Origin of the sequence: Pseudomonas campi (genome assembly GCF_013200955.2) — a bacterium.
Lineage (GTDB): Bacteria > Pseudomonadota > Gammaproteobacteria > Pseudomonadales > Pseudomonadaceae > Aquipseudomonas > Aquipseudomonas campi.
This window is the reverse complement of the sequence record NZ_CP053697.2, coordinates 4,010,245-4,031,508: the sequence shown is the minus strand read 5'-3', so window position 1 is coordinate 4,031,508 and position 21,264 is coordinate 4,010,245. Positions and strand designations below refer to the sequence as shown.

Here is a 21,264-nt window from a genome sequence, read left to right as displayed (position 1 = left end):
TGCTCAGAGTGGGCGTACGCGCAGCGAGCGACCCTTGATCTTGCCTTCGCTGAGGCGCTTGAGCGCTAGCTTGGCCACGTCGCGCTCGACGGCGACGAAGGCCTGGTAGTCGAACAGGGCGATCTTGCCGATCTTCGCGCCGGGCAGCCCGGCCTCGCCGGTGAGTGCGCCGAGGATGTCGCCGGGGCGCAGCTTCTCCTTGCGCCCGGCACCGATGCACAGGGTGACCATCGGCGGTTGCAGCGGCTCGCCGCTCTGCACCTTGAGGCTGCTCAGCGGGTGCCAGTTCAGCGGGCTCTTCTGCAGGGTTTCGATGGCCTGGGCGCGTTGCCCTTCGGCCGGGGCGACCAGGCTCATGGCCATGCCCTTGGCACCGGCGCGGCCGGTACGGCCAACGCGGTGGATGTGGATTTCCGAGTCACGCGCCAGCTCGACGTTGATCACCATGTCCAGGGCGTCGATATCCAGGCCGCGGGCCGCCACGTCGGTGGCCACCAGCACCGACAGGCTGCGGTTGGCGAACATCGCCAGCACCTGGTCGCGGTCGCGCTGTTCCAGGTCGCCATTCAGTGCGGCTGCGGAAATGCCGTTGGCCGTCAGGTGATCGACCAGCTCCTGGCACTGCTGCTTGGTGAAGCAGAAGGCCACGCAGGATTCCGGGCGGTAGCTGTGGAGCAGCTTGAGCACGGCATCCATGCGCTGCTCCGGGGCGATCTCGTAGAAGCGCTGTTCGATCTGCGCATCGTCGTGCAGGGCCTCGACCTTGACCTGCTGCGGGTCGCGCATGAAGGTCGCGCTGAGCTGCTTGATACCGGTCGGGTAGGTGGCGGAGAACAGCAGGGTCTGCCGCTTGGCCGGGGTCTGGTTGATGATCTCGGCGATGCTGTCGTAGAAGCCCATGTCGAGCATGCGGTCGGCTTCGTCGAGCACCAGGCAGTTGAGGCCGTCGAGCTTGAGGGTGCCCTTCTTCAGGTGTTCCTGGATGCGCCCCGGGGTGCCGACGATGACGTGGGCACCGTGTTCCAGCGAGCCGATCTGCGGGCCGAACGGCACGCCGCCGCAGAGGGTGAGGATCTTGATGTTGTCGGCGGCGCGGGCCAGGCGGCGCAGCTCCTTGGCGACCTGGTCGGCCAGCTCGCGGGTCGGGCACAGCACCAGCGCCTGGCAACCGAAGAAGCGCGGATTTAGCGGTGCCAGCAGGCCGATGCCGAAGGCTGCGGTCTTGCCGCTGCCGGTCTTGGCCTGGGCGATCAGGTCCATGCCCTTGAGAATCACCGGCAGGCTTTGCGCCTGGATCGGCGTCATCTCGGCATAACCGAGGGCGTCGAGGTTGGCCAGCATGGCGGCGGAAAGGGGCAAGGAGGAGAAAGCGCTGTTCACGGGAGGAGCCTGCAAGAAGGAATGAGGCGAAGTGTATCAGGCGTGGTCGCCCTCACCCGTAGGAATATCCAGCGCCAGCGCCTAAGCTGCTGGGAAACCACTCTGCTGTCACCGGCTAAGGCTCGTCTCGATGCGCGCGCTCAAGGGCCTGTTGTTCTGCCTCTGCCTGACCAGCCTGCAAGCTGTGGCTGACTGGTACCCCGTGGCGGTGCAGGCAGATGGCCAGCCGCTGAACTACCAGCCGCTGGCGCGCGCCGCGCAAGCCTGGCGCATCTGTGCGCTGCTGCCGCACGGCAAGGATCGCTACTGGTGGGGCGTGGCCTGGGGCCTGGATGACGAGGCCGCGCGCCAGGGCGTGCGACTGGGCATCTACGAAGCCGGTGGCTACGAGAACCCGCAGACGCAGATTGCCCAGCTGCAGGCGTGCCGCGCGCAGAAGGCCGACGCCTATGTGATCGCCTCGATCAACACCACGGATCTGTGCCCGCTGATCGCCCAGCTGCAGGGCGAGGGCAAACCGGTCATCGACCTGGTCAATCGCCTGGATTGCGCAGGGATCAGCGCCCGCTCGCAAGTCAGCTTCGCCGACATGATGCGCGAAGTGCTCGCCTATATCGAAGGCAGTCGCGAGCCCGGCCCGTTCAGTATCGGCTGGCTGCCGGGACCACAGGGCGCCGGTTGGGTGGCGGATGGCGAGAGCAGCCTGCACCAGGCTTTGCAGAACCAGCCGGTGACGCTCTATCACGGCGGTTATGCGCCGGTGGATCGCGCCAGCCAGGCTCAGCTGGTGCGTCGTCTGCTGAGCGAGCACAGCGATGTCGACTACCTGCTGGGCAATGCCGAAGCCGCCGGTTTTGCCGCGCAGCTGGTGCAGACTTCCGGCAATCATTACCGCGCCCAGGTGCTGGCGACCTACACCACCGAGCGCATCATCGAGCAGATCCGCGATGGCTTCATCCTCGCCGCCCCCACCGATTCACCGGTGCTGCAGGCGCGCATCGCCATTGATCTGGCCGTGCGTGCGCTGGAGCGCCAGCCGCATCCCAGGCTGGTCAGCCCGCTGATCGAGATGCTCGATCAGCGCAGCCTGTCGCGCTTCGATATCAGCCGGCTGATGCCGCCGGAAGGCCACTGGATGATCCGCCGCGATTTGCCGCAGTAACGGCTTTTCTGACTCTTGCTGCTTGCTGCCGGCGCCTGTTACAGCTGGCGCTTCAGCTCGCTGATCCGTGCGTCCTTGTCTGCCCATAAAGCGCTGACCCAGCCCTGGACGAACTGGCGGAACTGCGCATCGCCCTCGTAGTCGCCGCTCCACAGGGTCGGGTCCAGCTCCAGGGTGCGGATGTCGACTATGACCTTCTCCAGCTGGCCACTGAGCAGCGCCCAGAAGCCCGGTGCGCGGTTGCCCGGATAGACCACCGTGACATCCAGCAAGGCATCCAGTTGCGGGCCCAGCGCGGCCAGGGTGAAAGCCACGCCGCCGGCCTTGGGCTTGAGCAGGTGCTGGTAGGGCGAGCCTTGCTGGGCCTGCTTGGCCGGGGTGCAGCGGGTGCCTTCGAGGTAGTTGACCACGGTCACCGGCAAATCCTTGAAGCGCTCGCAGGCGGCTTTGGTGATCTCCAGATCCTTGCCCTGCATATGCGGGTGCCTGGCCAGGTAGGCCTTGGAATAACGCTTCATGAAGGGGTAATCGAGGGCCCAGAAGGCCAGGCCGAGGAACGGCACCCAGATCAGCTCCTGCTTGAGGAAGAACTTGAAGTAGGGCGTCTTGCGGTTGAAGGCCTGGACCAGCGCCGGGATGTCGACCCAGGACTGGTGGTTGCTCACCACCAGGTAGGAACGGTCGCTGCGCAGCCCGGCGCCGCCGCGGATGTCCCAGACGGTGGGGGTGAGCCAGGCGAAGATCAGTTTGTCGATTTCCGCCCAGGTCTCGGCGACCCACATCACCCCGCGCGAGAACAGCGCGCGCAGGCGCCGGTTGGGCGCGGCCAGCTTGAGCAGGGCGATCAGCAGCAGCGGGCCGATCAGGGTCAGGGTATTGAGCAGAAGCAGCAGGATGATGCTGCTGGCGGTCAGCAGTCGACGCATGGCAAGTCCTTGTCGCCCTCGTGGAGGGTGGATGATAACCGCTCGTCTGGCGGCTGCATCCGACTCGACTAAAGGACGTGTTGGTTGACTGATGTCAATGTGCCTCTGTGGCGTTCTATCGCATATGCTGAGTGGGTCGTTGCATTCCTCTCACCTGTCCCTGGTCTCTAACGTGCTGAAGCGCATTGCGGTTTCCGAGTTGTGTCTCGGTATGTATATCCACGAATTCTGCGGCTCATGGATGGACCATCCCTTCTGGAAGGGCCGCTTCCTGCTCGACAGCGAACGCGACCTGCTGCGCATCCATGCCAGCGAAGTCAGCGAGGTGTGGATCGATGTCGGCAAGGGCCTCGATCTGGCGCCTGGTCAGGCCAGCAAGACGGTTGAGGAAGTCGCGGCGGAAACCGAGGCGCGTCTGCTGGCCGCCGAGAGCAAGACGCCACCGGCACGGGTCAGCCTGGAGCAGGAGTTGGCGCGGGCGCAGAAACTCTGTGCGCGCTCCAAGGCGGCCGTGGTCGAGATGTTCAGTGATGCGCGCATGGGCCAGGCGGTCGAACTGGAGCACGCTGCCGAACTGGTGGAAGAGATTTCCGACTCGGTGCTGCGCCACCCCAATGCGCTGATCAGTCTGGCGCGGCTGAAAACCTCCGACGAATACACCTACATGCACTCGCTGGCCGTGTGTGCCCTGATGATTGCCCTGGCCCGTCAGCTTGGCCTGAGTGAGGAGCAGGTGCGGGAGGCGGGCATGGCCGGCCTGCTGCATGACATCGGCAAGATGGCGATCCCGGATGCGATCCTCAACAAACCGGGCAAACTCACCGACGCCGAGTTTGGCACCATGCGCAGTCACCCCGAAGCGGGCAGCAAGATGTTGCGCGACCTCCAGCAGGTCAGCGCGCTGGTGCTGGATGTGTGCCTGCACCACCACGAGAAATACGATGGGACCGGCTACCCGCATCGTCTGGCCGGCGAGCAGATCAGCCTGTTCGCGCGCATGGGCGCGGTGTGCGATGTGTATGACGCGATTACTTCGGATCGCCCCTACAAACAGGGCTGGGACCCCGCCGAGTCGATCCGCAAGATGGCCGAATGGAAGGGCCATTTCGACGAGAAGGTGTTCCAGGCCTTCGTCAAATCGGTCGGCATCTACCCGGTCGGCGCCCTGGTGCGCCTGGAAAGCGGCCGCCTCGGCGTGGTCATGGAGCAGCACGAAAAGTCGCTGCTGACGCCACGGATCAAGGTGTTCTTCTCCGCCCGCTCGAAGGTGCCGATTCCCCCGGAGATCATCGACCTGGCCAAGCTGGTTGGCCGCGACAAGATCGTCGGCCGTGAGTCGGTCGAGGACTGGGGCTTCAAGAACATCGAGGAACTCTGGTCGGGGCTGGAGGCGCGCAAGGGCTCGTACTTCGACTGAGAAGCGGATTGACGCCGCGCCTGCCGCTGCGGCACCGTGCCGGCATCAGCCCTCTGCCCGCACGGACGCCATGCCGCACATTCTGATTGTCGAAGACGAAGCCGCCATCGCCGATACCCTGGTCTATGCCCTGCAGGCCGAGGGTTTCACCACCACCTGGCTGCAACTGGCCGAACCGGCCCTGGCCCTGCAGGAGCGCAGCCCGGCCGATCTGCTGATTCTCGATGTCGGCCTGCCGGATATCAGTGGCTTCGAGGCCTGCAAGCGGCTGCGGCGCTTTTCCGAAGTGCCAGTGATCTTCCTCACTGCCCGTGATGCCGAGATCGATCGGGTGGTGGGCCTGGAAATCGGTGCCGACGACTATGTGATCAAGCCCTTCAGCCCCCGTGAAGTGGCGGCGCGGGTCAAGGCCATCCTCAAGCGCATGGCACCTCGCGTGACTGCCCCGGTCGAGGCTGCGAACGGCCCGTTCCTGCTGGATGCCGAACGGGTACAGATCCATTACCACGGCCAGTTGCTGGCCCTGACCCGGCACGAATTCCGCCTGTTGCAGACCCTGCTCGGCCAGCCGCAGCGGGTGTTCTCCCGCGAACAGCTGCTCGATTCGGTTGGCGTGGCGGCCGATGCCGGCTACGAGCGCAATATCGACAGCCACATCAAGAGCCTGCGCGCCAAGCTGCGCCAGGTGGCCGCGGATGCCGAACCGATCCAGACCCATCGGGGGCTGGGCTACAGCCTTAAGCTGGTCTGAGAAGCTTTGCGGATCTTTTTTGCAGCGCCATAACGGCGCGTAGAGCCAGCACGCAGCGCTTCTGCTCCCTCTCCCGTTTACGGGAGAGGGTTGGGGAGAGGGTAGGTGGGCCAACACCCTCTCCCCCGGCCCCTCTCCCACAAGTGGGAGAGGGGAGTTGTCAGGCTCTGGGCCATGACGTCACAACAGTTTTCAAGGTGCTCAGCAATGCCCTTAGGCGTACGGATCTTCCTGGTTTATTTCCTCTTCGTCGGCCTGGCCGGCTGGTTCGTGCTGAGCACGGTGATGGACGAGATCCGCCCCGGTGTGCGCCAGAGCACCGAGGAAACCCTGGTCGATACCGCCAACCTGCTGGCGGAAATCCTGCGTGACGAGGTCAAGGCCGGCAGCCTGGGGCAGAGTCGTCTGCCCGCGCTGCTCAAGGCCTATGGCCAGCGCCAGCCGCAGGCGCAGATATGGGGCGTGGAAAAGAGCGCGGTCAATCACCGCATCTATGTCACCGATGCCCAGGGCATCGTCCTTCTCGACTCCAGCGGCGCGGCTCTGGGCCAGGACTACTCGCGCTGGAACGATGTCTACCTGACCCTGCAGGGCCAGTACGGCGCCCGCTCGACCCGCGAAGACCCGGCCGATGAGGACAGTTCGGTGATGTACGTGGCGGCGCCGATCAAGGATGGCGAGCAGATCATCGGCGTGGTCTCGGTGGCCAAGCCGAACAAGTCGCTGCAACCCTATATCGAGCGCTCGCAGCGCCGCCTCGGCTGGCTCGGCGCCGGGCTGATCGTGCTCGGCCTGCTGATTGGCGGGGTGTTGTCCTGGTGGCTCAGCGGCTCGCTGCGCAAGCTGACCCGCTATGCCCAGGCGGTCAGCCAGGGCCAGCGCGCCGAGCTGCCGGCTCTGCGCGGTGGCGAGCTGACCCAGCTGGCGACGGCGGTGCAGAAGATGCGCACGGAGCTGGAGGGCAAGGACTATGTCGAGCGCTACGTGCACACCCTCACTCACGAACTGAAGAGCCCGCTGGCGGCCATCCGTGGCGCCGCCGAACTGCTCGAAGGCGAGATGCCGGCCGAGCAGCGCCAGCGTTTCGTGGCCAATATCGCCAGCGAAGGCGCACGCCTGCAGCAACTGATCGAGCGCCTGCTCAACCTGGCCCTGGTCGAACAGCGCCAGGGCCTGGAAGAACGCGTGCCGGTGCTGCTGCATGAGCTGGTCGAGGAGCTGCGGCAAAGCCAGGCGGCGCGTATCGAGGCGGCCGGGTTGCAGGTGGAAAATCTTATCGATACCGGGTTGAGCGTCAGCGGCGAGCGCTTTCTGTTGCGCCAGGCCCTCGCCAACCTGCTGGACAACGCCCTCGACTTCACCCCGCCCGGCGGCCTGCTGCGCTTCTCTGCCGAGGTGAAGGGCGACGCCGTACAGCTCAGCCTGTTCAATCAGGGCGAGGCCATTCCCGACTATGCGCTGCCACGTCTGAGTGAGCGCTTCTACTCGTTGCCGCGCCCCAGCAGTGGGCGCAAGAGCACAGGTCTGGGGCTCAACTTCGTGCAGGAAGTGGCCGGCCTGCATGGCGGTTCGTTGCAGGTCGGCAATGTGCCCGGCGGTGTCCAGGCGCTGCTGCGACTGGCCTTGAGTTAGCGCCGCTGCTGCGCGCGGGCCCGCTTGTTGCATTTGTTCGTGTGTCGTTGCGCTGCAGAGCGACTTCGCCTGCGACCTATGCCGATAGTCGTGAAACGCGTCGGTCTCTGCTAAAACAATGGGGTCATTGCCAGGGAGTAGAACAAGAGTGAGATCAGTCGCAGAAATTCTCAGAACCAAAGCCAATGCCTATATCTACAGCGTCGGCCCCGATGACACGGTGCTCGCGGCCGTGCAGCTGATGGCGGAAAAAGGCGTCGGCGCGCTGGTGGTGATGGCCGGCGGGCGCCTGGTCGGCATCGTCAGCGAGCGTGACTATGCGCGCAAGGTGGCGCTGCTGGAACGTTCGGCGTTCGGCGCCAAGGTCAGTGAAATCATGACCGCCGAGGTGATCACCGTCGGCCCGCGCAACACCACCCAGGAGTGCATGCAGCTGATGACCGATCGCCACCTGCGCCACCTGCCGGTGGTGGCCGAAGGCGAGCTGATCGGCCTGCTGTCGATCGGCGACCTGGTCAAGGTGACCATCGCCGACCAGGCCAGCCTGATCCAGCAACTGGAGCAGTACATCCGCGGCGAATAAGCCGGACCTGCTAGCGGCGAGGCAAACGCCGGGCCCGCTCGTGTGGGAGCGGATTTATCCGCGATGTGCTCTAGCCATCGCGGCTGAAGCCGCCCCACAGGGTTCCTCGAACCACACAAACTCCATCTTCTCTCCATAATCCGCGCATTCACCGCACACTGACCCGCAGCAGACTCTCCCCCACATTCACCCCCGGAGAGTCCCACCATGAACCGAAGCCTTGCCATCAAGCTGGGGTTGATCGCCCTGCTGATCTTCCTGCTGATGATCCCGATCATCATGATCGACGGCATGATCGAGGAGCGTCAGGGCCTGCGCGACGAGGTGCTGCAGGACATTGCCCGCAGCTCCAGCTACAGCCAGCAACTGACCGGCCCGCTGCTGGTGTTGCCGTACCGCAAGACCCTGCGCGAGTGGAAGACCCACGCCAAGACCGGCCAGCGTTACCTCGAGGAGCGCGAGGAACGTGGGCGCCTGTACTTCCTGCCCGAGCGTTTCGTCATGGGTGGCGACGTGACCACCGAGCTGCGTGCTCGTGGCATCTATGAGGCGCGCCTGTACCACAGCAACAACCGCATCAGCGGCCATTTCGAGCTGCCGGCGCAGTTCGGCATCAGTGAGGATTTCGCCGACTACCGCTTCGAGGCGCCGTTCCTCTCGGTCGGCATCAGCGATATTCGCGGCATCAAGAACGACCTCAAGCTCAAGCTCAATGAACAGACCCTCGGCTTCCAGCCGGGCAGCGCCGACAGCCTGCTCGGGGCTGGCGTGCATGCGCCGTTGCCGGCGCTCGATCCGTCCGCAGCGCAGCGTCTGGAGTACGCGTTCGACCTGCAGCTGCAGGGTACCGGCCAGCTCGACGTGACCCCGGTCGGCCGCGAAAGCCAGGTCGAACTCAAGGCCGACTGGCCGCACCCGAGCTTCGTCGGCGAGTACCTGCCGAGCGAGCGCGAAATTCGCCAGGACGGCTTCAACGCGCGCTGGCAGACCAGCTTCTTCGCCACCAACCTGGAAGAGGCGCTGGGCGATTGCGTGGGCGGCGGCGAGTGCCACGCCTTTAAGGCGCGCCATTTCGGCGTCAGTTTCGTCGATCCGGTGGACCAATACCTGAAGAGCGACCGGGCGATCAAATACGCCCTGCTGTTCATCGCCCTGACCTTCGCCGGCTTCTTCCTCTTCGAAGTGCTCAAGCGCCTGGCCGTGCACCCGGTGCAGTACGGCCTGGTCGGCCTGTCGCTGGCGCTCTTCTACCTGTTGCTGCTGTCGCTCGCCGAGCACATGGCCTTCGCCCGCGCCTACGCCCTGGCCGCCTCGGCCTGTGTGCTGCTGATCGGCTTCTACGTCAGCCACGTGCTGCACAGCTGGTTGCGCGGCGCCGCGTTCACCGCCGGCCTGGCCGGGCTCTACGCGATGCTCTACGCCCTGCTCAACGCCGAGGATTACGCCCTGCTGATGGGCTCATTGCTGGTCTTCGCTCTGCTGGCCGCCGTGATGGTGCTGACCCGCAAGCTGGACTGGTACGGCATAGGTAAAACCACCGCGGCTCCGGCCGCCTAATCACTGCGGGCGCGGCCCCGGCCGCGCCCGCCAAGAACCTGCTCACGATCTTTTGGACTAGAGCCAGGCAAGGCAAAAGCAGGCGAGGAAGCGCAGTTTACGAGCTGTAAATGAGCATTCCGAGCCTGCTGTTAACGCGGCATGGCCGACGGCCAGGAGATCGTGAGCAGGTTCTAAGGAGTTGATGATGATTCGCCTGTTGATGCAGTTTTCCGCCTGTTTCGCCCTTGGCCTGGTGGTGGCCGGGCTGTTGCTGATCGGCCTGATGTTCGTCGGCCAGTTCAGCCTGATCGATGGCCTGATGCTGACGGGCAAGCCGCTGGCCAGCCTCGGCCTGCTGCTGCCGGAGGCCTTCTGGAGCGCCCTGATCGGTGTTCCGGATGCCGCCGCCAATAGCCATGTGCAGTCCTTCCTGCAGCTGTGCGTGGCCCTGGCCCAGGTCGCCCTGTTGCTGGCGCTGGGTTTCTTCCGCCTGTGGTACGTGCGATGAGCGGCCATGTCGGCTTGCGCGAGGACGCGCGCCAGGGGCATCTGCTGGCGCGGCGCATTGCCCGCTTGTTCGCTGCGCAGCGCGGGCTGGATAAACCGCAGCACAAGGAACAGCCGAAATGTCGCTAAGCCGTTTTTACGCATGGGACTTCAGCGTCGGCCTGATGAGCGGCAGCACCCTGGCTTACCTGCTGGTCGTGTTGCTTGGTCTGCTGCTGCCGTCCTGGCCGTTCAATGCCTTCTTCACGCCGTTGGCGCTGCTTAGCCTGGCCCTGCAAGTGCCGTCCTGGGCGTGGGTTGATGCCGAGCGCGGCGCCTTCCTGCGTCGTGGCCTGCAGCTTGGCGGATTGCTGGTGGTGGCGCTGTGGCTGGGTTATTTCCTGTGCTGAATGCGCGTCTGGGACAGGCTGTCCGCTGGCTCGGCCGCCTGCTCTATCGCGGCCTGCTGCTGTACTGCTGGTTGTTGCTGGTGCTGTACCTGGGGTTCAAGGTGGCCGAGCGGCAACACTCCATCGCGGCCCTGCCAGCGGGCATCGAACCGGCCGGTGTAGTGCTGATCGGCGGCGAGAGTGGCTTGCGCGAGGGTTGCGGGGTGGCGGTGTGGCGCATGTCGGCGGCCATGCGGCAGCGTCTGGCCAGCCATGGCCTGGCCGCATTGGCCGAGGCGCGCCAGGCCCGTGGGCATGCCGACGAGCCTTATTACCGCTATGAACCCTGGCAGACGACCCCGGCAGGGGAAAAGATTTCGCCGGTGGAGCTGGGCTTGCAATGTGCCGACAGCGACCAGGCCCTGACTCGGCGTATCCTCCGCGCAATGCACGGCCCCGGCGCGTTCTACAGCCACAAGGACGAAGGCCTGCTGCTGGTGATCCCGGCCGAGGGGCTGATTGTGTTCGGTTACTTCGGTTAGAGCCTGCTGAGGCTCTTTTCTGCCGCACCAGCGGGCGTGTCGAGGCCGGTGCGGAGCGCTTTTGCCCCCTCTCCCGTTCACGGGAGAGGGTTGGGGAGAGGGTGTGCTGGCCCATACCCTCTCCCCCGGCCCCTCTCCCACAAGTGGGAGAGGGGAGTGTCCGAGAGGCTCTCAGGCCGGAAGCATGCTCGCCAGCATCGACGGCCGCTGGCTGACATCGGCGTACCAGGCGGCCAGCCCGGCATAGCGTTCACGCCAGCCCAGCTCGGGTTGGCGCAGGTCGAGGTAGCCGAGGGCGCAGGCCAGGCTGAGGGCGGCGATATCGAAGTGGCTGCTCAGCTCGGCCAGGCAGTCCTGCTCGAAGTAGGCCAGGGCTCGCTCGATCTTCTCCTGTTGCGCGGCCAACCATTCGTCCCAACGCTTTTCCGGCGGCCGCAGGAAGGTCTCGTAGCGCATCAGCACCGCCGCATCGAGGATGGCATCGGCCAACGAGGCCAGGGTCAGGCGGCGCCAGCGCGCACTGCCGCTAGGCGGGATCAACGGCGCGCCGACATGCTGCTGGTCGAGGTAATCGAGGATCACCCGGCTGTCGTGCAGCACCGAGCCATCGGCCAGGCGCAGGGCGGGAATCTTGCCGGCCGGGTTGCTCTCGACGACCCCGGCGTCCGGGCTGAGCGGCGTCAGCTGCGCTGCCTGCAGAGCCACGCGCTCGCTCTGTCCGGTCTCGTGCAGCAGCACCAGCACCTTGCGTACGAAGGGCGAAGAGGGGGAATGGAACAGGGTCATAGTGCTCATCGGGGGCTCCTTAGCAGGTGAGCAAGCGTAGCCCGGATGCAATCCGGGAGCGGAATTTCCCGGATTGCATCCGGGCTACGAGTTGGGCGCATGTGCTTGGTTAGACAGCACGCATCGCCGATCTTGCCTTGCCTGGTGCTACGCAGAACTCAGGCCTGGCTTTCCAGGGCAAATTCACTGGCACGCCAGTGCCGGGTGCGGCGCCAGTAGGCCAGGGTGCTGGCCGGCCACAGGGTGGTGTTGTGGCCGGCGGCGTCCAGGTACCAGCTGCGACAGCCGCTGGCCCACACCGAGCTGGCCATGCGCTGGCGCACTTCGCGGGCGAAGGCCTGCTGCACCTCGCGGCGCACCTCGATGCTGCGCAGGTTGGCGCGGCGCAGGTGCTGGATGGCCTGGCGGATGAAGTGGATCTGCGCCTCGATCATGAAGATCATCGAACTGTGGCCCAGGCCGGTATTCGGCCCGGTGAGCATGAAGAAGTTGGGGAAGTCGGCGCAGGCGATACCCAGGTAGGACTCGGCGCCCGCCTGCCAGGCCTGGCCCAGGGGCAGCCCGGCGCGGCCGCGGATGTCCACGCCGCTGAGGTATTCGGTGGCGCGAAAGCCGGTGGCGAAGATCAGCGTATCGACCGGATGGCGCACGCCGTCGGCGCTGTCGATGCAGTCCGCCCCGACCCGGCTGATGGCGCTCTGCACCAGTTGCACGTTGGGCCGTTGCAGGGCCGGGTAGTAGTCGTTGGCGATCAGGATGCGCTTGCAGCCGATGCGGTAGTCCGGGGTCAGCGCGGCGCGCAGGGCCGGGTCGGCGACCTGGCGCTGCAGATGGTGGCGGGCCATGGCCTCGGCCGGCTTGAGCAGCCAGTCGCTGCTGCGGGTGAAGCCGGGCGCGCGGGACTCGTTGATCCAGTAGATCAGCGCGCGGTAGGCCTTCTGCCAGGGCGCCAGCTGCAGCAGGCGCTGCTCGGTGGCGCTGAAGCGCCGGTCGGCCTTGGGCAGGATCCACGGCGGCGTGCGCTGGAACAGCAGCAGCTGCCCGGCCTGCTCGGCGATCTGCGGGACGAACTGGATGGCGCTGGCGCCGGTGCCGATCACCGCCACGCGCTTGCCGCGCAGGTCATGCTGATGGTTCCACTGCGCCGAGTGGAACTGCACCCCGCGAAACTCCGCCAGCCCCGGCAGCGGCGCAATGCTCGGCTCGCTGAGCGCGCCGACGGCGCTGATCAGCACCCGGGCGCGCAGCGTCTCGCCATCGGCCAGGCGCAGGCACCAGAGACCGGCCGCCTGGTCATAGTCGGCGCCAGCGAGCGCGGCATTGCAGCGGATGCGCGGGGCCAGGCCGTAGCGCGTCACGCAGTGCTGCAGGTAATCGAGGATTTCCGCCTGCCCGGAGTACTTGCGTGACCAGTGGGCGCGCGGCTCGAAGGAGAACGAATAGAGGTGCGATTCGACATCGCAGGCGGCGCCCGGATAGTGGTTGTCGCGCCAGGTGCCGCCGATGCTGGCGGCCCGTTCGAGGACCAGGTAATCGTCGATGCCGGCCTGATGCAGGCGGATCGCCATGCCGATGCCGGAGAAGCCGGCGCCGATGATGGCAACGCCGAGAACGGGGGACTCGCTGGCCATGAACTCACCTGCTGGGGATGGTGCGCCCACTCTAGGTGATCATTCCGGGCCGCGCGAGTGCAGGCTTCAGCCGCGCCGTGGCCACAGCGGCCAGACGCCGAGCACGGCCGGCAGACCCAGGCCGAGCCAGGCCAGGGCGTCCCACCAGCCATCGCCGAGCAGGGCGGCGAACAGTCCGGCGGCGCCCAGCAGGGCCAGTACGGTCGGCAGGGCGAAGGTCGCTTGCCTCATGCCACCACCTCGTCGCGCAGGGCCGCGCGCGGCGCGCGGCGGCGCACCCACCAGAGGTACAGGCCGCTGCCCAGGACGATGATGGTCAGCACATCCAGCACGGCCCAGAGGATCTGCATCGGCCGGCCGCCGTAGTCGCCGAAGTGCAGCGGCTGCGACATGGCCAGGGCGTCCATGTACCAGGGGCGCGTGCCGACGGCGGTCACGGCCAGGGTTTGCGCGTCGATCAGCACCGGGGTCCACAGGTGCGCGGTGAGGTGCGTGCTGCCGACCATGAACACCGCGTAGTGGTGCGCGCTGGAGAAGCGCGTGCCGGGGAAGGCGATGAAGTCCGCCTGCATGCCGGGTGCGGCCTGGCTGGCGATCTGCAGCAGGTCGCTGGCTGGGGCGCGCTGGGTCAGCGGCGGGGCGTTGCGGTAGGGCGCGACCATCGCCGCCAGGGTGTCATTGCGCCAGGCCTCGATCAGCAGGTCGGCGGTGGCGCTGATCACCCCGGTGACGCCGACCACCAGGGCCCAGGTCAGGGTGACGATGCCGATCAGGTTGTGCAGGTCGAGCCAGCGCAGGCGCGTGGACTTGTCGCGGCGCACGGCGGCGAAGGGCAGGCGGCGCATGAACGGGGCATAGAGCACCACGCCGGAAATGATCGCCAGCACGAAGAGAATGCCCATCAAGGCCAGCAGCAGCTTGCCCGGCAGGCCGGCGAACATATCCACGTGCAGGCGCAGCATCAGCATCATGAAACCGCCGTTGGCCGCCGGCATGGCCACGGCCTCGCCGCTGCGGGCGTCGAGCATGAAGGTGTGCGAGGAGTTGGGTTCGGTGCCGGCGGTGGCGGCCATGATGGTCACCACGCCGTTGGGTTCGTCCGCTTCCCAGCCGAGGTATTGCACCACCTCATGGGGGCGCGCCCGTTCGGCCGCCTCGACCAGCTGCTGCAGGTCCAGGCGCGGGCTGTCGGCCGGCAGCTCGCGCAGCTGCGGCGCCTCGCCAAGCAGGTGTTCCAGCTCGTGGTGGAAGATCAGCGGCAGGCCGGTCAGGGCCAGCATCAACAGGAACAGGGTGCAGACCAGGCTGCTCCAGGTGTGGATGACGGACCAGCGGCGGATAGTGCGTGAGTGCATGGGGTTTAGGTGCGCAGAAGCTGTCGGCAGGAGAGGTGCCGACATTCTAGTGAGCGCCCGACGCCAGGGGAATCGAGAATTGTTTACTAATGATATTGAGTCTGGCTATCGGTCGATCTACAGCGACGGCGCACGCTGGCGCCGACGCCGGCCCTGCAGGCGCTGGTCGAGGGCGGCCAGGCTGTCCAGCTTCTGGCGGCGCGCCTTGCTGAACAGGATCAGCGCCAGCTCGGCGGTGGCCAGGGCGTCGGCGCTGGCGTTGTGGCGCTCGGCGGCCTGCAGCTGGAAGTGCGCCAGCCAGTCGTCCAGTCCGGCGTGGCGCAGGCTGACTTCGGGGCACAGCAGCGGCGCCAGTTCGGCGACATCGAGGAAGGCGTGGCGCAGGCGGTAACCGAGGCTCTCGCGCAGGGCGCGGCCGAGCATGTGCTGGTCGAAGCCGGCGTGGAAGGCCAGCAGCGGGCTGTCGCCGAGGAACTCCATAAAGGCCAGCAGCGCCTCGGCGGGATCGGTGCCGGCGGCGATGGCGCTGGGCGCGATGCCGTGGATCAGGGTACTGGCGCTGGCCTGGTGCCCGGCACGGTGCAGGGTGCATTCGAACTGCTGGCTGAAGTCGATGGCGCCGTCTTCGATCACCACCGCGCCGATCGCCAGCAGCTGGTCGCGCTGCAGGTTTAGGCCGCTGGTTTCCAGGTCAAGCACCACCAGACGCTGTTGTTGTAGCGGCGCATCGCCCAGAGGTGCGGCGGGTTGCAGCGCGGCCAGGCGCTGTTGCTGGGCGGCGCTCAGGGGCGGGGTGTCGCGGCGGATCCAGTTGAAGATGCTCATAGCTGATAGCGCAGCGCCAGGCTGGCTTGCAGGCGCTGGGCCTGGCGGAACGACTCGCGCAGGATGCGCCGGTCCAGCTGGTTGAGGCTGTCCGGGTCGAGGCGGTTGGAAAACGGCAGGCCCTGCAGCGCCTGCTGCTGGTGCAGTTGCAGGCGGGTCTGCTGGATGAAGTGGTAGGCCTCCTCATAGGCGGCGCCGTCGAGGGTATCGATCACGCCTTTTTCGACCAGCTCGGCGAAGCGCCGCTGGGTGTTGCAATCCTCGACGCCGTGGACCAAGGCGAGCAGGCGGGCACCATCGACGAAGGGAGTGAGGCCTTCGGTCTTGAGGTCGAGGGTGTCCTTCTCGGCGCCGCTGCGGGCCACCACGAAGTCGCGGAAGCGCCCCACCGGTGGCCGGTGTTGCAGGGCGTTGGCTGCCAGCATGCGCTGGAACAGGCTGTTGTCGCGGATCTCGGCAAACAGTTGCTGGCGCAGTTGCGCGCCGCCGTCCTCGTCGCCCCAGATCACCCGCAGGTCGAAGTAAATGCTGGAGCCGAGCAGGTTCTCCGGGCTGGCCTCGCGCACGAAGCTGCTGAAGCGTCGTGCCCACTCGCTGCGCGACAGGCACAGCGCCGGGTTGCCGGCCATGATGTTGCCCGGGCAGAGGCTGAAGCCACACAGCGCCAGCTGCTGGTTGATGCGTTTGGCCAGGGGCAGCAAGCGCTGGCGGATGGCCTCGGCCTCCTCGGCGCTGGCCGCGTCGAAGAGGATGCCGTTGTCCTGGTCGGTGTGCAGGGTCTGTTCGCGGCGTCCCTCGCTGCCGAAGCACAGCCAGCTGAACGGCACGCCGGGGTCGCCGAGTTCCTCGATGCACAGCTCGATCACCCGGCACACGGTGTGGTCGTTGAGCAGGGTGACCAGCTGGGTGATCTGCGTCGAGCTGGCGCCGTGGGCCAGCATGCGTTCGACCAGCAGGCGGATGTCGCTGCGCAGGGCGGCCAGGGTCTCGACCTTGCCGGCATGGCGGATGGTGCGCGCCAGGTGCACCAGGTCGACCCGCTGCAGGGAGAACAGGTCGCGCTCGGAAACCACGCCGACCAGCTGGCCGTGCTCGACCAGGCAGACGTGGGCGATATGCCGTTCGGTCATCGCCAGGGCGGCATCGAAAGCACTGGCCTGGGGCGACAGGTGGAAGGGGCGCTGGGTCATCAGCGCCTCGATCGGCTGCTCCAGCGAGCTGCCATCGGCGACCACCCGACGCAGGTCGCGCAGGGTGAAGATGCCCAGCGGGCGGTTGCCTTCATCGACGATGACGATGCTGCCGACATGCTGCTCGTGCATGCGCCGCACCGCCTCGCGCAGCGGCGTTTCAGCGCTGCAGCCGACCGGTTGTTGCATGGCCAGTTCGCGCAGCGAGGTGTCCAGCGAGTACTGCGCGCCGAGGCTTTCCGCGGCGCGCAGCTGCACCTGCTGGTTGACCTGGTCGAGCAGGCTGCTCACCCCGCGCAGGGCGAAGTCGCGAAACGGTGCGCTCTGGCTGAACAGGCGGACGAAGGCTTCTTTGCCCAGCAGCAGGCAGAAAGTGTCTTCGCCGGCCAGGTGTTCGGTGCGGGTGGCGCGTTCGCCGAGCAGGGCGGCCAGTGGGAAGCACTCGCCGCTGGCGATCTCGAAGGTAGTCTCGCTGCCGCGTTTGGCCGAATGCGGGCGCTCGCCGACCACCAGGCCCTGCTTGACGATGTAGAAGTGCTGCACCGGGCCGTCGGCGGGCTTGATGATGCTCTCGCCGGCGCCGTAGAAGCGCAGCTGGCAGTGCTCGACCAGGTAGGCCAGCTGGGCGCTGTCCATCTGGTTGAACGGCGGATACTTGCGCAGAAACTCCATGGTGCCGTGGATGTTCTGCAGCACGGCGGTCTTGCCGGCGGCGCTGCTTTCCTTGGACTGCATGCGGGCTGCCCTGATGGCGGAGATGTCAGCATGGTCGGCGCTTGCCGCGCATTTGCCCATTGGACATAGGTCGCAGGCGGCCGATCAGGCTGGCGGCACGGCGTGGATTGCGGCAGATTGGCGACTCTCTTGGGTAGGAGTTCTTCGCCATGTCTGCCGTGCTCACCGAACTGCTGGGTATCCGCCATCCGCTGATCCAGGCGCCGATGGTCGGCGTGTCCACTCCGGCGCTGGCGGCGGCAGTGTCGGATGCCGGTGGCCTGGGCTCGCTGGGAATTGGTGCCAGCACGCCGGAGCAGGCGCGCGCGCTGATCGCCGCGACCCGCGCGCTGACGGACGCGCCCTTCAACGTCAACCTGTTCTGCCACCGCCCGGCGCTGGCCGATGGCTCCCGCGAGGCAGCCTGGCTGGAGCAACTGCGGCCGTTGTTCGGCGAATTCGGCGCCGAGCCGCCGGCGCGGCTGACGGAAATCTACCGCAGCTTCCTGGCCGATCCGGCCATGCTGACGATGCTCCTGGAGGAGCGCCCGGCGGTGGTTAGCCTGCACTTCGGGCTGCCGCCGCGGGCCTGGATCGCGGCGTTGCAGCAGGCCGGCCTGCGTGTGCTGGCCTGCGTCACCAATCTGGCCGAAGCGCGCCTGGCCGAGGCGGCGGGCGTCGATGCGCTGGTGGCTCAGGGCATCGAGGCCGGCGGTCACCGCGGGGTGTTCGAGCCCGAGGCGGGCGACGCGGCCATCGGCACCCTGGCGCTGGTGCGTCTGCTGGTGACGCAGACCACGCTGCCGGTGATCGCCGCGGGCGGCATCATGGACGGCGCCGCGATCAATGCGGCGCTGGCCCTGGGTGCGGCCGGCGTGCAGTTGGGCACGGCCTTCGTGCTCTGTCCCGAGTCGGCGGCCAATGCGCCGTACCGGGCGGCGCTGCGCAGTGAGCAGGCTCAGCGCACGCAGATCACCGCGAACATCTCCGGGCGCCCGGCGCGCGGCCTGCCCAATCGCCTGTATGGCGAGTTCGCCGCGGCGCTGCCGGATTACCCGATCGCCTACGACGCGGCCAAGGCCCTGCACGCGGCAGCCAGCGCCCAGGGTTGCCATGACTTCGCCGCGCAGTGGGCCGGGCAGGGCGCACCGCTGGCCCGCGAGCTGCCGGCGGGCGAACTGGTTGCCCTGCTGTTGGCGGAGATGCAGGCCAACCACTAAAAGCAAAAAGGCCCGGGTGGATAATCCACCCGGGCCTCTTCGAACCTGTTTACGATCTCCTGACTCGCGGCCATACCGCGTTAAAAACGGCCTCGGAATGCTCATTTACAGCTCGTAAACTGCGCTTCCTCGGCCGTTTTTGCCTTGTCTGGCTCTAATTCAGAAGATCGTAAACAGGTTCTTACAGCCTATCGGATCAGTCAGCCGGGTTGCTGGCTGCGGTACTCGGTGGTGGTCATGCCGGCGTAGCCCCAGTTATCGGTATCCACTTCCTCGATGACGATATGGGTCAGCTCCGGGCGCTTGTTCAGCACCCGTTGCAGGGTTTCGGTGATTTCGGCGATGACCTGGGCTTTCTGCTCGCGGCTGACGCCGTCCTTGGTGATGCGGACGCTGACAAAGGGCATGTTGTGGTTCCTCGTGGGTGATGATTCGGGGGCTTACCAGGTGCCGCTGCTCATGCCGCCGTCCACCGGCAGCACGGCGCCGGTGGTGAAGGCCGCCTGGCTGAGGTAGAGCACGGCGTCGGCGATTTCACTGGCGCGGGCGATGCGCCCGGCCGGTTGCAGGGTATTGAGAAAGGCGTGCTGCTCGGCGCTGTACATCGGCGTATCGACGATGCCTGGCGCCACCGCGTTGACCTGGATATTGTGCGGCGACAGTTCCAGGGCCAGGGCGCGGGTGGCCTGGTTGAGGCCGCCCTTGAGCAGCACCGGCAGGGTCGCCGGCACCTTGATGCTGGGCTGCAGGGCGATGCTCGCGGTGATGTTGACGATATGCCCGCGGCGCCGCGGGATCATGTGTGCCGCCACCGCCTGCGAGGCGTACACCACGCCCTTGAGGTTGGTGCTGATCAGCGCGTCGATCTCCTCCACGGAATAGTCGGTGAACGGCTTGGCGTTGAAGATGCCGGCGTTGTTGACCAGCACGTCGACTTGGCCGAAACGCTGCACGGCGGCGTCGACCAGCTGGCGAGCGGTGGCCGGCTCGCCGATGTCACCGGCCACGCCGAGGAAGCGTTCGGGGCGCTCCAGTTGCACGGCGGCTTGTTGCAGGCGCGCGGCGTTGCGCGCATTTCCGACCACGTTGTAGCCGTGGTCGAGGAAGGTGCGGGCAATGGCCAGGCCGATGCCGCTGGAGGCGCCGGTGATGATCACTGTTTTCGTGGGGCTGCTGGGCATGATCTCGCTCTCTCGAAGGTAAGTCGGAAGTCCGCAGGCTCGGTTTCAAGATCCGCGTCCTGTTGCGAGACACTGTATTCATGCGCCAGAAGCTGATAAATCTGCCGCTGATCACTTCACTTGATACCTGGTGTAACTAATCCATGAGGCGCAGCTTCGACGAGGTGCAGCTCGGCAGCATCGAACTGTTCTGCCTGGCGGCCGAGCTGGGCGGTTTCACCGCGGCGGCCCAGGTCGCCGGGGTGACGCCGGCTGCGGTCAGCCGTTCGGTGGGCCGCCTGGAGGCACGGCTGGGCGTGCGCCTGTTCGTCCGCACCACCAGGCACATCCGCCTGACCGAAGGTGGCCGGGGCTACTTCGAGCAATGCCGGCAGGCGCTGAGCCAGCTGATCGAAGCCGAGCGCCAGGTCAGCGGGCAACAGCTGGAGGCGGCCGGCACGTTGCGCATCAGCCTGCCCACCACCTATGGCCATCACCGCGTGCTGCCGCTGTTGCCGGCGTTCCGCCAGCGCTATCCGGGGGTGAAGGTGGAGGTGCACCTGAGCAACCGCAATGTCGACTTCGTCGAGGAAGGCTACGACCTGGCCATTCGCGTGCGCGCCCAGCCGGACTCGGGGCTGATCGCCCGGCCGCTGGAGGAGGCGGCGCTGGTGGTGGTGGCGACGCCGGCCTATCTGCAGCAGGCCGGTACGCCGCAGGGCCTGGATGAGCTGGCACAGCACGAATGCATCCAGTTCGAGCTGCCCAGCAGCGGGCGGAAGATTTCCTGGCTGTTCAATGAGCAGGGGCGCGAGCGGGAGATCTTTACCGCGGGCAACTACTGCTGCGCCGACGATGTGCTTGGCGGCGTGACCCTGGCCAGCAGCGGCGCCGGCCTGTTCCAGACCTACCGCTTCATCGTCGAGCGGCAGCTGGCCAGTGGCGAGCTGGTGGAAGTGCTGCAGCCTTTTGCCGGGCGCTCGCGGCCGTTTACCTTGCTCTATCCCCACGGCCGCCATGTGCCGATCCGCGTGCGGGTATTCGTCGAGTTTCTCCTGCAGGCCGCGCGCGAGTGGCGCGGCGCCTGATCAACGGGCAATAAAAAAGCCGACGGGTTGCCCCGTCGGCTTCTTCACCACGACCCCGTCTTACGGCAGGGTCAGCAGCACTTTCACCTGGTCGGTGACCGCGGCCTTGTCGACATAGCCGATGGCATCGGCTTCGGCGGCGACCTTGGCCACCACCTCGGCATCGCCGGCCACGCTCGGCAGCGGCTGGCCCTTGCCGGTGAACACCAGGCCGGACCAGTAGGACTTCAGCTGCGCTTCACTCTTGCTGGTGACCGTGGCGTAGAACTTCTCCTTGGTCGGGTTCCAGTCTTTCTGGTCGACGCCTTTCAGCGACTTGTTCTTGCCCAGGAAGATGTTGGCGACATCGGCCTGCGACGGCGCAGCCGAGGAACCGGCGTTGACGATCACGGCAACTTCGGCCTGGGCCATGCCGATCTGGGCCAGGGCAGCGGCGCCCAGGCTGGCGGCGGCCAGGAGAATGCGGATGGACTGCTTCATGTGCATGC

General features: G+C 66.6%; 23 protein-coding genes. 12 read left to right on the top strand and 11 right to left on the bottom strand.

Annotation, left to right across the window (positions count from 1 at the left end; all coding sequences use genetic code 11):
- Window positions 1–3: 3 nt before the first annotated feature.
- A complete protein-coding gene (gene dbpA / locus HNE05_RS18560) occupies window positions 4–1,380 on the bottom strand; it encodes an ATP-dependent RNA helicase DbpA (protein ID WP_173210105.1) in 1,377 nt (458 codons plus the stop codon).
- Between the two features lie 130 nt (window positions 1,381–1,510).
- Here dbpA and torT point away from each other — a divergent pair, with 130 nt between their 5' ends.
- On the top strand, window positions 1,511–2,542 hold the full coding sequence (torT, locus tag HNE05_RS18555) for a TMAO reductase system periplasmic protein TorT (protein ID WP_173210102.1): 1,032 nt from the start codon (window positions 1,511–1,513) through the stop codon (window positions 2,540–2,542).
- Window positions 2,543–2,580: 38 nt separating this feature from the next.
- Here torT and HNE05_RS18550 read toward each other — a convergent pair whose 3' ends face one another.
- Window positions 2,581–3,468 (bottom strand): acyltransferase, encoded by an 888-nt coding sequence (locus tag HNE05_RS18550; RefSeq protein WP_173210100.1) that lies wholly within the window; start codon window positions 3,466–3,468, stop codon window positions 2,581–2,583.
- Window positions 3,469–3,640: 172 nt separating this feature from the next.
- Between HNE05_RS18550 and HNE05_RS18545 the strand changes: the two genes are divergently transcribed.
- From HNE05_RS18545 to HNE05_RS18510, 9 genes are all read left to right on the top strand, one after another.
- On the top strand, window positions 3,641–4,885 hold the full coding sequence (locus tag HNE05_RS18545) for an HD-GYP domain-containing protein (protein WP_173210099.1): 1,245 nt from the start codon (window positions 3,641–3,643) through the stop codon (window positions 4,883–4,885).
- 70 nt (window positions 4,886–4,955) lie between these two features.
- The gene (gene creB, locus HNE05_RS18540; protein WP_173210098.1) at window positions 4,956–5,636 is read left to right on the top strand and encodes a two-component system response regulator CreB; all 681 of its coding nucleotides are present in this window, start codon (window positions 4,956–4,958) and stop codon (window positions 5,634–5,636) included.
- A 207-nt stretch (window positions 5,637–5,843) separates the two neighbouring features.
- Window positions 5,844–7,268, top strand: coding sequence for a two-component system sensor histidine kinase CreC (gene creC / locus HNE05_RS18535; RefSeq protein WP_173210097.1), 1,425 nt, complete (start codon window positions 5,844–5,846; stop codon window positions 7,266–7,268).
- Window positions 7,269–7,416: 148 nt separating this feature from the next.
- Window positions 7,417–7,851 (top strand): CBS domain-containing protein, encoded by a 435-nt coding sequence (locus HNE05_RS18530; protein WP_173210095.1) that lies wholly within the window; start codon window positions 7,417–7,419, stop codon window positions 7,849–7,851.
- Window positions 7,852–8,058: 207 nt separating this feature from the next.
- Window positions 8,059–9,408 (top strand): cell envelope integrity protein CreD, encoded by a 1,350-nt coding sequence (gene creD, locus HNE05_RS18525; RefSeq protein WP_173210093.1) that lies wholly within the window; start codon window positions 8,059–8,061, stop codon window positions 9,406–9,408.
- Window positions 9,409–9,595: 187 nt separating this feature from the next.
- The gene (locus tag HNE05_RS18520) at window positions 9,596–9,898 is read left to right on the top strand and encodes a hypothetical protein (RefSeq protein ID WP_420826980.1); all 303 of its coding nucleotides are present in this window, start codon (window positions 9,596–9,598) and stop codon (window positions 9,896–9,898) included.
- Window positions 9,895–10,026: a hypothetical protein gene (locus tag HNE05_RS20600; RefSeq protein ID WP_275678997.1), complete on the top strand. Its 132-nt coding sequence runs from the start codon at window positions 9,895–9,897 to the stop codon at window positions 10,024–10,026. Before HNE05_RS18520 ends, HNE05_RS20600 begins: the two co-directional genes overlap by 4 nt.
- A complete protein-coding gene (locus HNE05_RS18515) occupies window positions 10,017–10,286 on the top strand; it encodes a hypothetical protein (RefSeq protein ID WP_173210091.1) in 270 nt (89 codons plus the stop codon). The genes HNE05_RS20600 and HNE05_RS18515 overlap by 10 nt, the downstream gene beginning before the upstream one ends.
- Window positions 10,262–10,807 carry a hypothetical protein gene (locus HNE05_RS18510; protein ID WP_173210089.1) on the top strand — a complete coding sequence of 182 codons (546 nt, stop codon included), beginning with the start codon at window positions 10,262–10,264 and terminating at the stop codon, window positions 10,805–10,807. The genes HNE05_RS18515 and HNE05_RS18510 overlap by 25 nt, the downstream gene beginning before the upstream one ends.
- 171 nt (window positions 10,808–10,978) lie before the next feature.
- Here the strand turns inward: HNE05_RS18510 and HNE05_RS18505 are convergent, their stop codons facing one another.
- The 6 genes from HNE05_RS18505 to HNE05_RS18480 form a co-directional block, all read right to left on the bottom strand.
- Window positions 10,979–11,602 (bottom strand): glutathione S-transferase, encoded by a 624-nt coding sequence (locus HNE05_RS18505; protein ID WP_173210087.1) that lies wholly within the window; start codon window positions 11,600–11,602, stop codon window positions 10,979–10,981.
- 149 nt (window positions 11,603–11,751) lie between these two features.
- A complete protein-coding gene (locus HNE05_RS18500) occupies window positions 11,752–13,224 on the bottom strand; it encodes a flavin-containing monooxygenase (RefSeq protein ID WP_173210085.1) in 1,473 nt (490 codons plus the stop codon).
- Between the two features lie 66 nt (window positions 13,225–13,290).
- The gene (locus HNE05_RS18495) at window positions 13,291–13,455 is read right to left on the bottom strand and encodes a hypothetical protein (RefSeq protein ID WP_173210083.1); all 165 of its coding nucleotides are present in this window, start codon (window positions 13,453–13,455) and stop codon (window positions 13,291–13,293) included.
- Window positions 13,452–14,579, bottom strand: coding sequence for a PepSY-associated TM helix domain-containing protein (locus HNE05_RS18490; RefSeq protein ID WP_173210081.1), 1,128 nt, complete (start codon window positions 14,577–14,579; stop codon window positions 13,452–13,454). The genes HNE05_RS18495 and HNE05_RS18490 overlap by 4 nt, the downstream gene beginning before the upstream one ends.
- A gap of 117 nt (window positions 14,580–14,696) precedes the next feature.
- Window positions 14,697–15,404, bottom strand: coding sequence for a 3'-5' exonuclease (locus HNE05_RS18485; RefSeq protein ID WP_173210079.1), 708 nt, complete (start codon window positions 15,402–15,404; stop codon window positions 14,697–14,699).
- Complete coding sequence (locus HNE05_RS18480) at window positions 15,401–17,329, bottom strand: DUF294 nucleotidyltransferase-like domain-containing protein (protein WP_173210077.1); 1,929 nt, start codon at window positions 17,327–17,329, stop codon at window positions 15,401–15,403. The genes HNE05_RS18485 and HNE05_RS18480 overlap by 4 nt, the downstream gene beginning before the upstream one ends.
- 149 nt (window positions 17,330–17,478) lie before the next feature.
- On the opposite strand from HNE05_RS18480, the gene HNE05_RS18475 reads away from it, so the two are divergent.
- Window positions 17,479–18,528 (top strand): NAD(P)H-dependent flavin oxidoreductase, encoded by a 1,050-nt coding sequence (locus tag HNE05_RS18475; RefSeq protein WP_173210075.1) that lies wholly within the window; start codon window positions 17,479–17,481, stop codon window positions 18,526–18,528.
- A 200-nt stretch (window positions 18,529–18,728) separates the two neighbouring features.
- Here HNE05_RS18475 and HNE05_RS18470 read toward each other — a convergent pair whose 3' ends face one another.
- Window positions 18,729–18,935, bottom strand: coding sequence for a tautomerase family protein (locus HNE05_RS18470; RefSeq protein WP_160491784.1), 207 nt, complete (start codon window positions 18,933–18,935; stop codon window positions 18,729–18,731).
- A gap of 33 nt (window positions 18,936–18,968) precedes the next feature.
- On the bottom strand, window positions 18,969–19,709 hold the full coding sequence (locus HNE05_RS18465; RefSeq protein WP_173210073.1) for an SDR family NAD(P)-dependent oxidoreductase: 741 nt from the start codon (window positions 19,707–19,709) through the stop codon (window positions 18,969–18,971).
- A 143-nt stretch (window positions 19,710–19,852) separates the two neighbouring features.
- Between HNE05_RS18465 and HNE05_RS18460 the strand changes: the two genes are divergently transcribed.
- Window positions 19,853–20,776 carry a LysR family transcriptional regulator gene (locus HNE05_RS18460; protein WP_173210071.1) on the top strand — a complete coding sequence of 308 codons (924 nt, stop codon included), beginning with the start codon at window positions 19,853–19,855 and terminating at the stop codon, window positions 20,774–20,776.
- Between the two features lie 60 nt (window positions 20,777–20,836).
- Here HNE05_RS18460 and HNE05_RS18455 read toward each other — a convergent pair whose 3' ends face one another.
- Window positions 20,837–21,256, bottom strand: coding sequence for a phosphate ABC transporter substrate-binding protein (locus HNE05_RS18455; protein WP_173210069.1), 420 nt, complete (start codon window positions 21,254–21,256; stop codon window positions 20,837–20,839).
- Window positions 21,257–21,264 lie beyond the last annotated feature (8 nt).

Bases quoted from the DNA above. Each gene is read 5' to 3' on its own strand.
- HNE05_RS18485 (WP_173210079.1), bottom strand. From the start codon at position 15,404: ATGAGCATCTTCAACTGGATCCGCCGCGACACCCCGCCCCTGAGCGCC.
- HNE05_RS18465 (WP_173210073.1), bottom strand. From the start codon at position 19,709: ATGCCCAGCAGCCCCACGAAAACAGTGATCATCACCGGCGCCTCCAGC.
- creC (WP_173210097.1), top strand. From the start codon at position 5,844: ATGCCCTTAGGCGTACGGATCTTCCTGGTTTATTTCCTCTTCGTCGGC.
- HNE05_RS18475 (WP_173210075.1), top strand. From the start codon at position 17,479: ATGTCTGCCGTGCTCACCGAACTGCTGGGTATCCGCCATCCGCTGATC.
- HNE05_RS18455 (WP_173210069.1), bottom strand. From the start codon at position 21,256: ATGAAGCAGTCCATCCGCATTCTCCTGGCCGCCGCCAGCCTGGGCGCC.
- HNE05_RS18470 (WP_160491784.1), bottom strand. From the start codon at position 18,935: ATGCCCTTTGTCAGCGTCCGCATCACCAAGGACGGCGTCAGCCGCGAG.
- creD (WP_173210093.1), top strand. From the start codon at position 8,059: ATGAACCGAAGCCTTGCCATCAAGCTGGGGTTGATCGCCCTGCTGATC.
- HNE05_RS18490 (WP_173210081.1), bottom strand. From the start codon at position 14,579: ATGCACTCACGCACTATCCGCCGCTGGTCCGTCATCCACACCTGGAGC.
- creB (WP_173210098.1), top strand. From the start codon at position 4,956: ATGCCGCACATTCTGATTGTCGAAGACGAAGCCGCCATCGCCGATACC.
- HNE05_RS18505 (WP_173210087.1), bottom strand. From the start codon at position 11,602: ATGAGCACTATGACCCTGTTCCATTCCCCCTCTTCGCCCTTCGTACGC.
- HNE05_RS18520 (WP_420826980.1), top strand. From the start codon at position 9,596: ATGATTCGCCTGTTGATGCAGTTTTCCGCCTGTTTCGCCCTTGGCCTG.
- HNE05_RS18495 (WP_173210083.1), bottom strand. From the start codon at position 13,455: ATGAGGCAAGCGACCTTCGCCCTGCCGACCGTACTGGCCCTGCTGGGC.
- HNE05_RS18515 (WP_173210091.1), top strand. From the start codon at position 10,017: ATGTCGCTAAGCCGTTTTTACGCATGGGACTTCAGCGTCGGCCTGATG.
- HNE05_RS20600 (WP_275678997.1), top strand. From the start codon at position 9,895: ATGAGCGGCCATGTCGGCTTGCGCGAGGACGCGCGCCAGGGGCATCTG.
- torT (WP_173210102.1), top strand. From the start codon at position 1,511: ATGCGCGCGCTCAAGGGCCTGTTGTTCTGCCTCTGCCTGACCAGCCTG.
- HNE05_RS18500 (WP_173210085.1), bottom strand. From the start codon at position 13,224: ATGGCCAGCGAGTCCCCCGTTCTCGGCGTTGCCATCATCGGCGCCGGC.
- HNE05_RS18550 (WP_173210100.1), bottom strand. From the start codon at position 3,468: ATGCGTCGACTGCTGACCGCCAGCAGCATCATCCTGCTGCTTCTGCTC.
- HNE05_RS18480 (WP_173210077.1), bottom strand. From the start codon at position 17,329: ATGCAGTCCAAGGAAAGCAGCGCCGCCGGCAAGACCGCCGTGCTGCAG.
- HNE05_RS18460 (WP_173210071.1), top strand. From the start codon at position 19,853: ATGAGGCGCAGCTTCGACGAGGTGCAGCTCGGCAGCATCGAACTGTTC.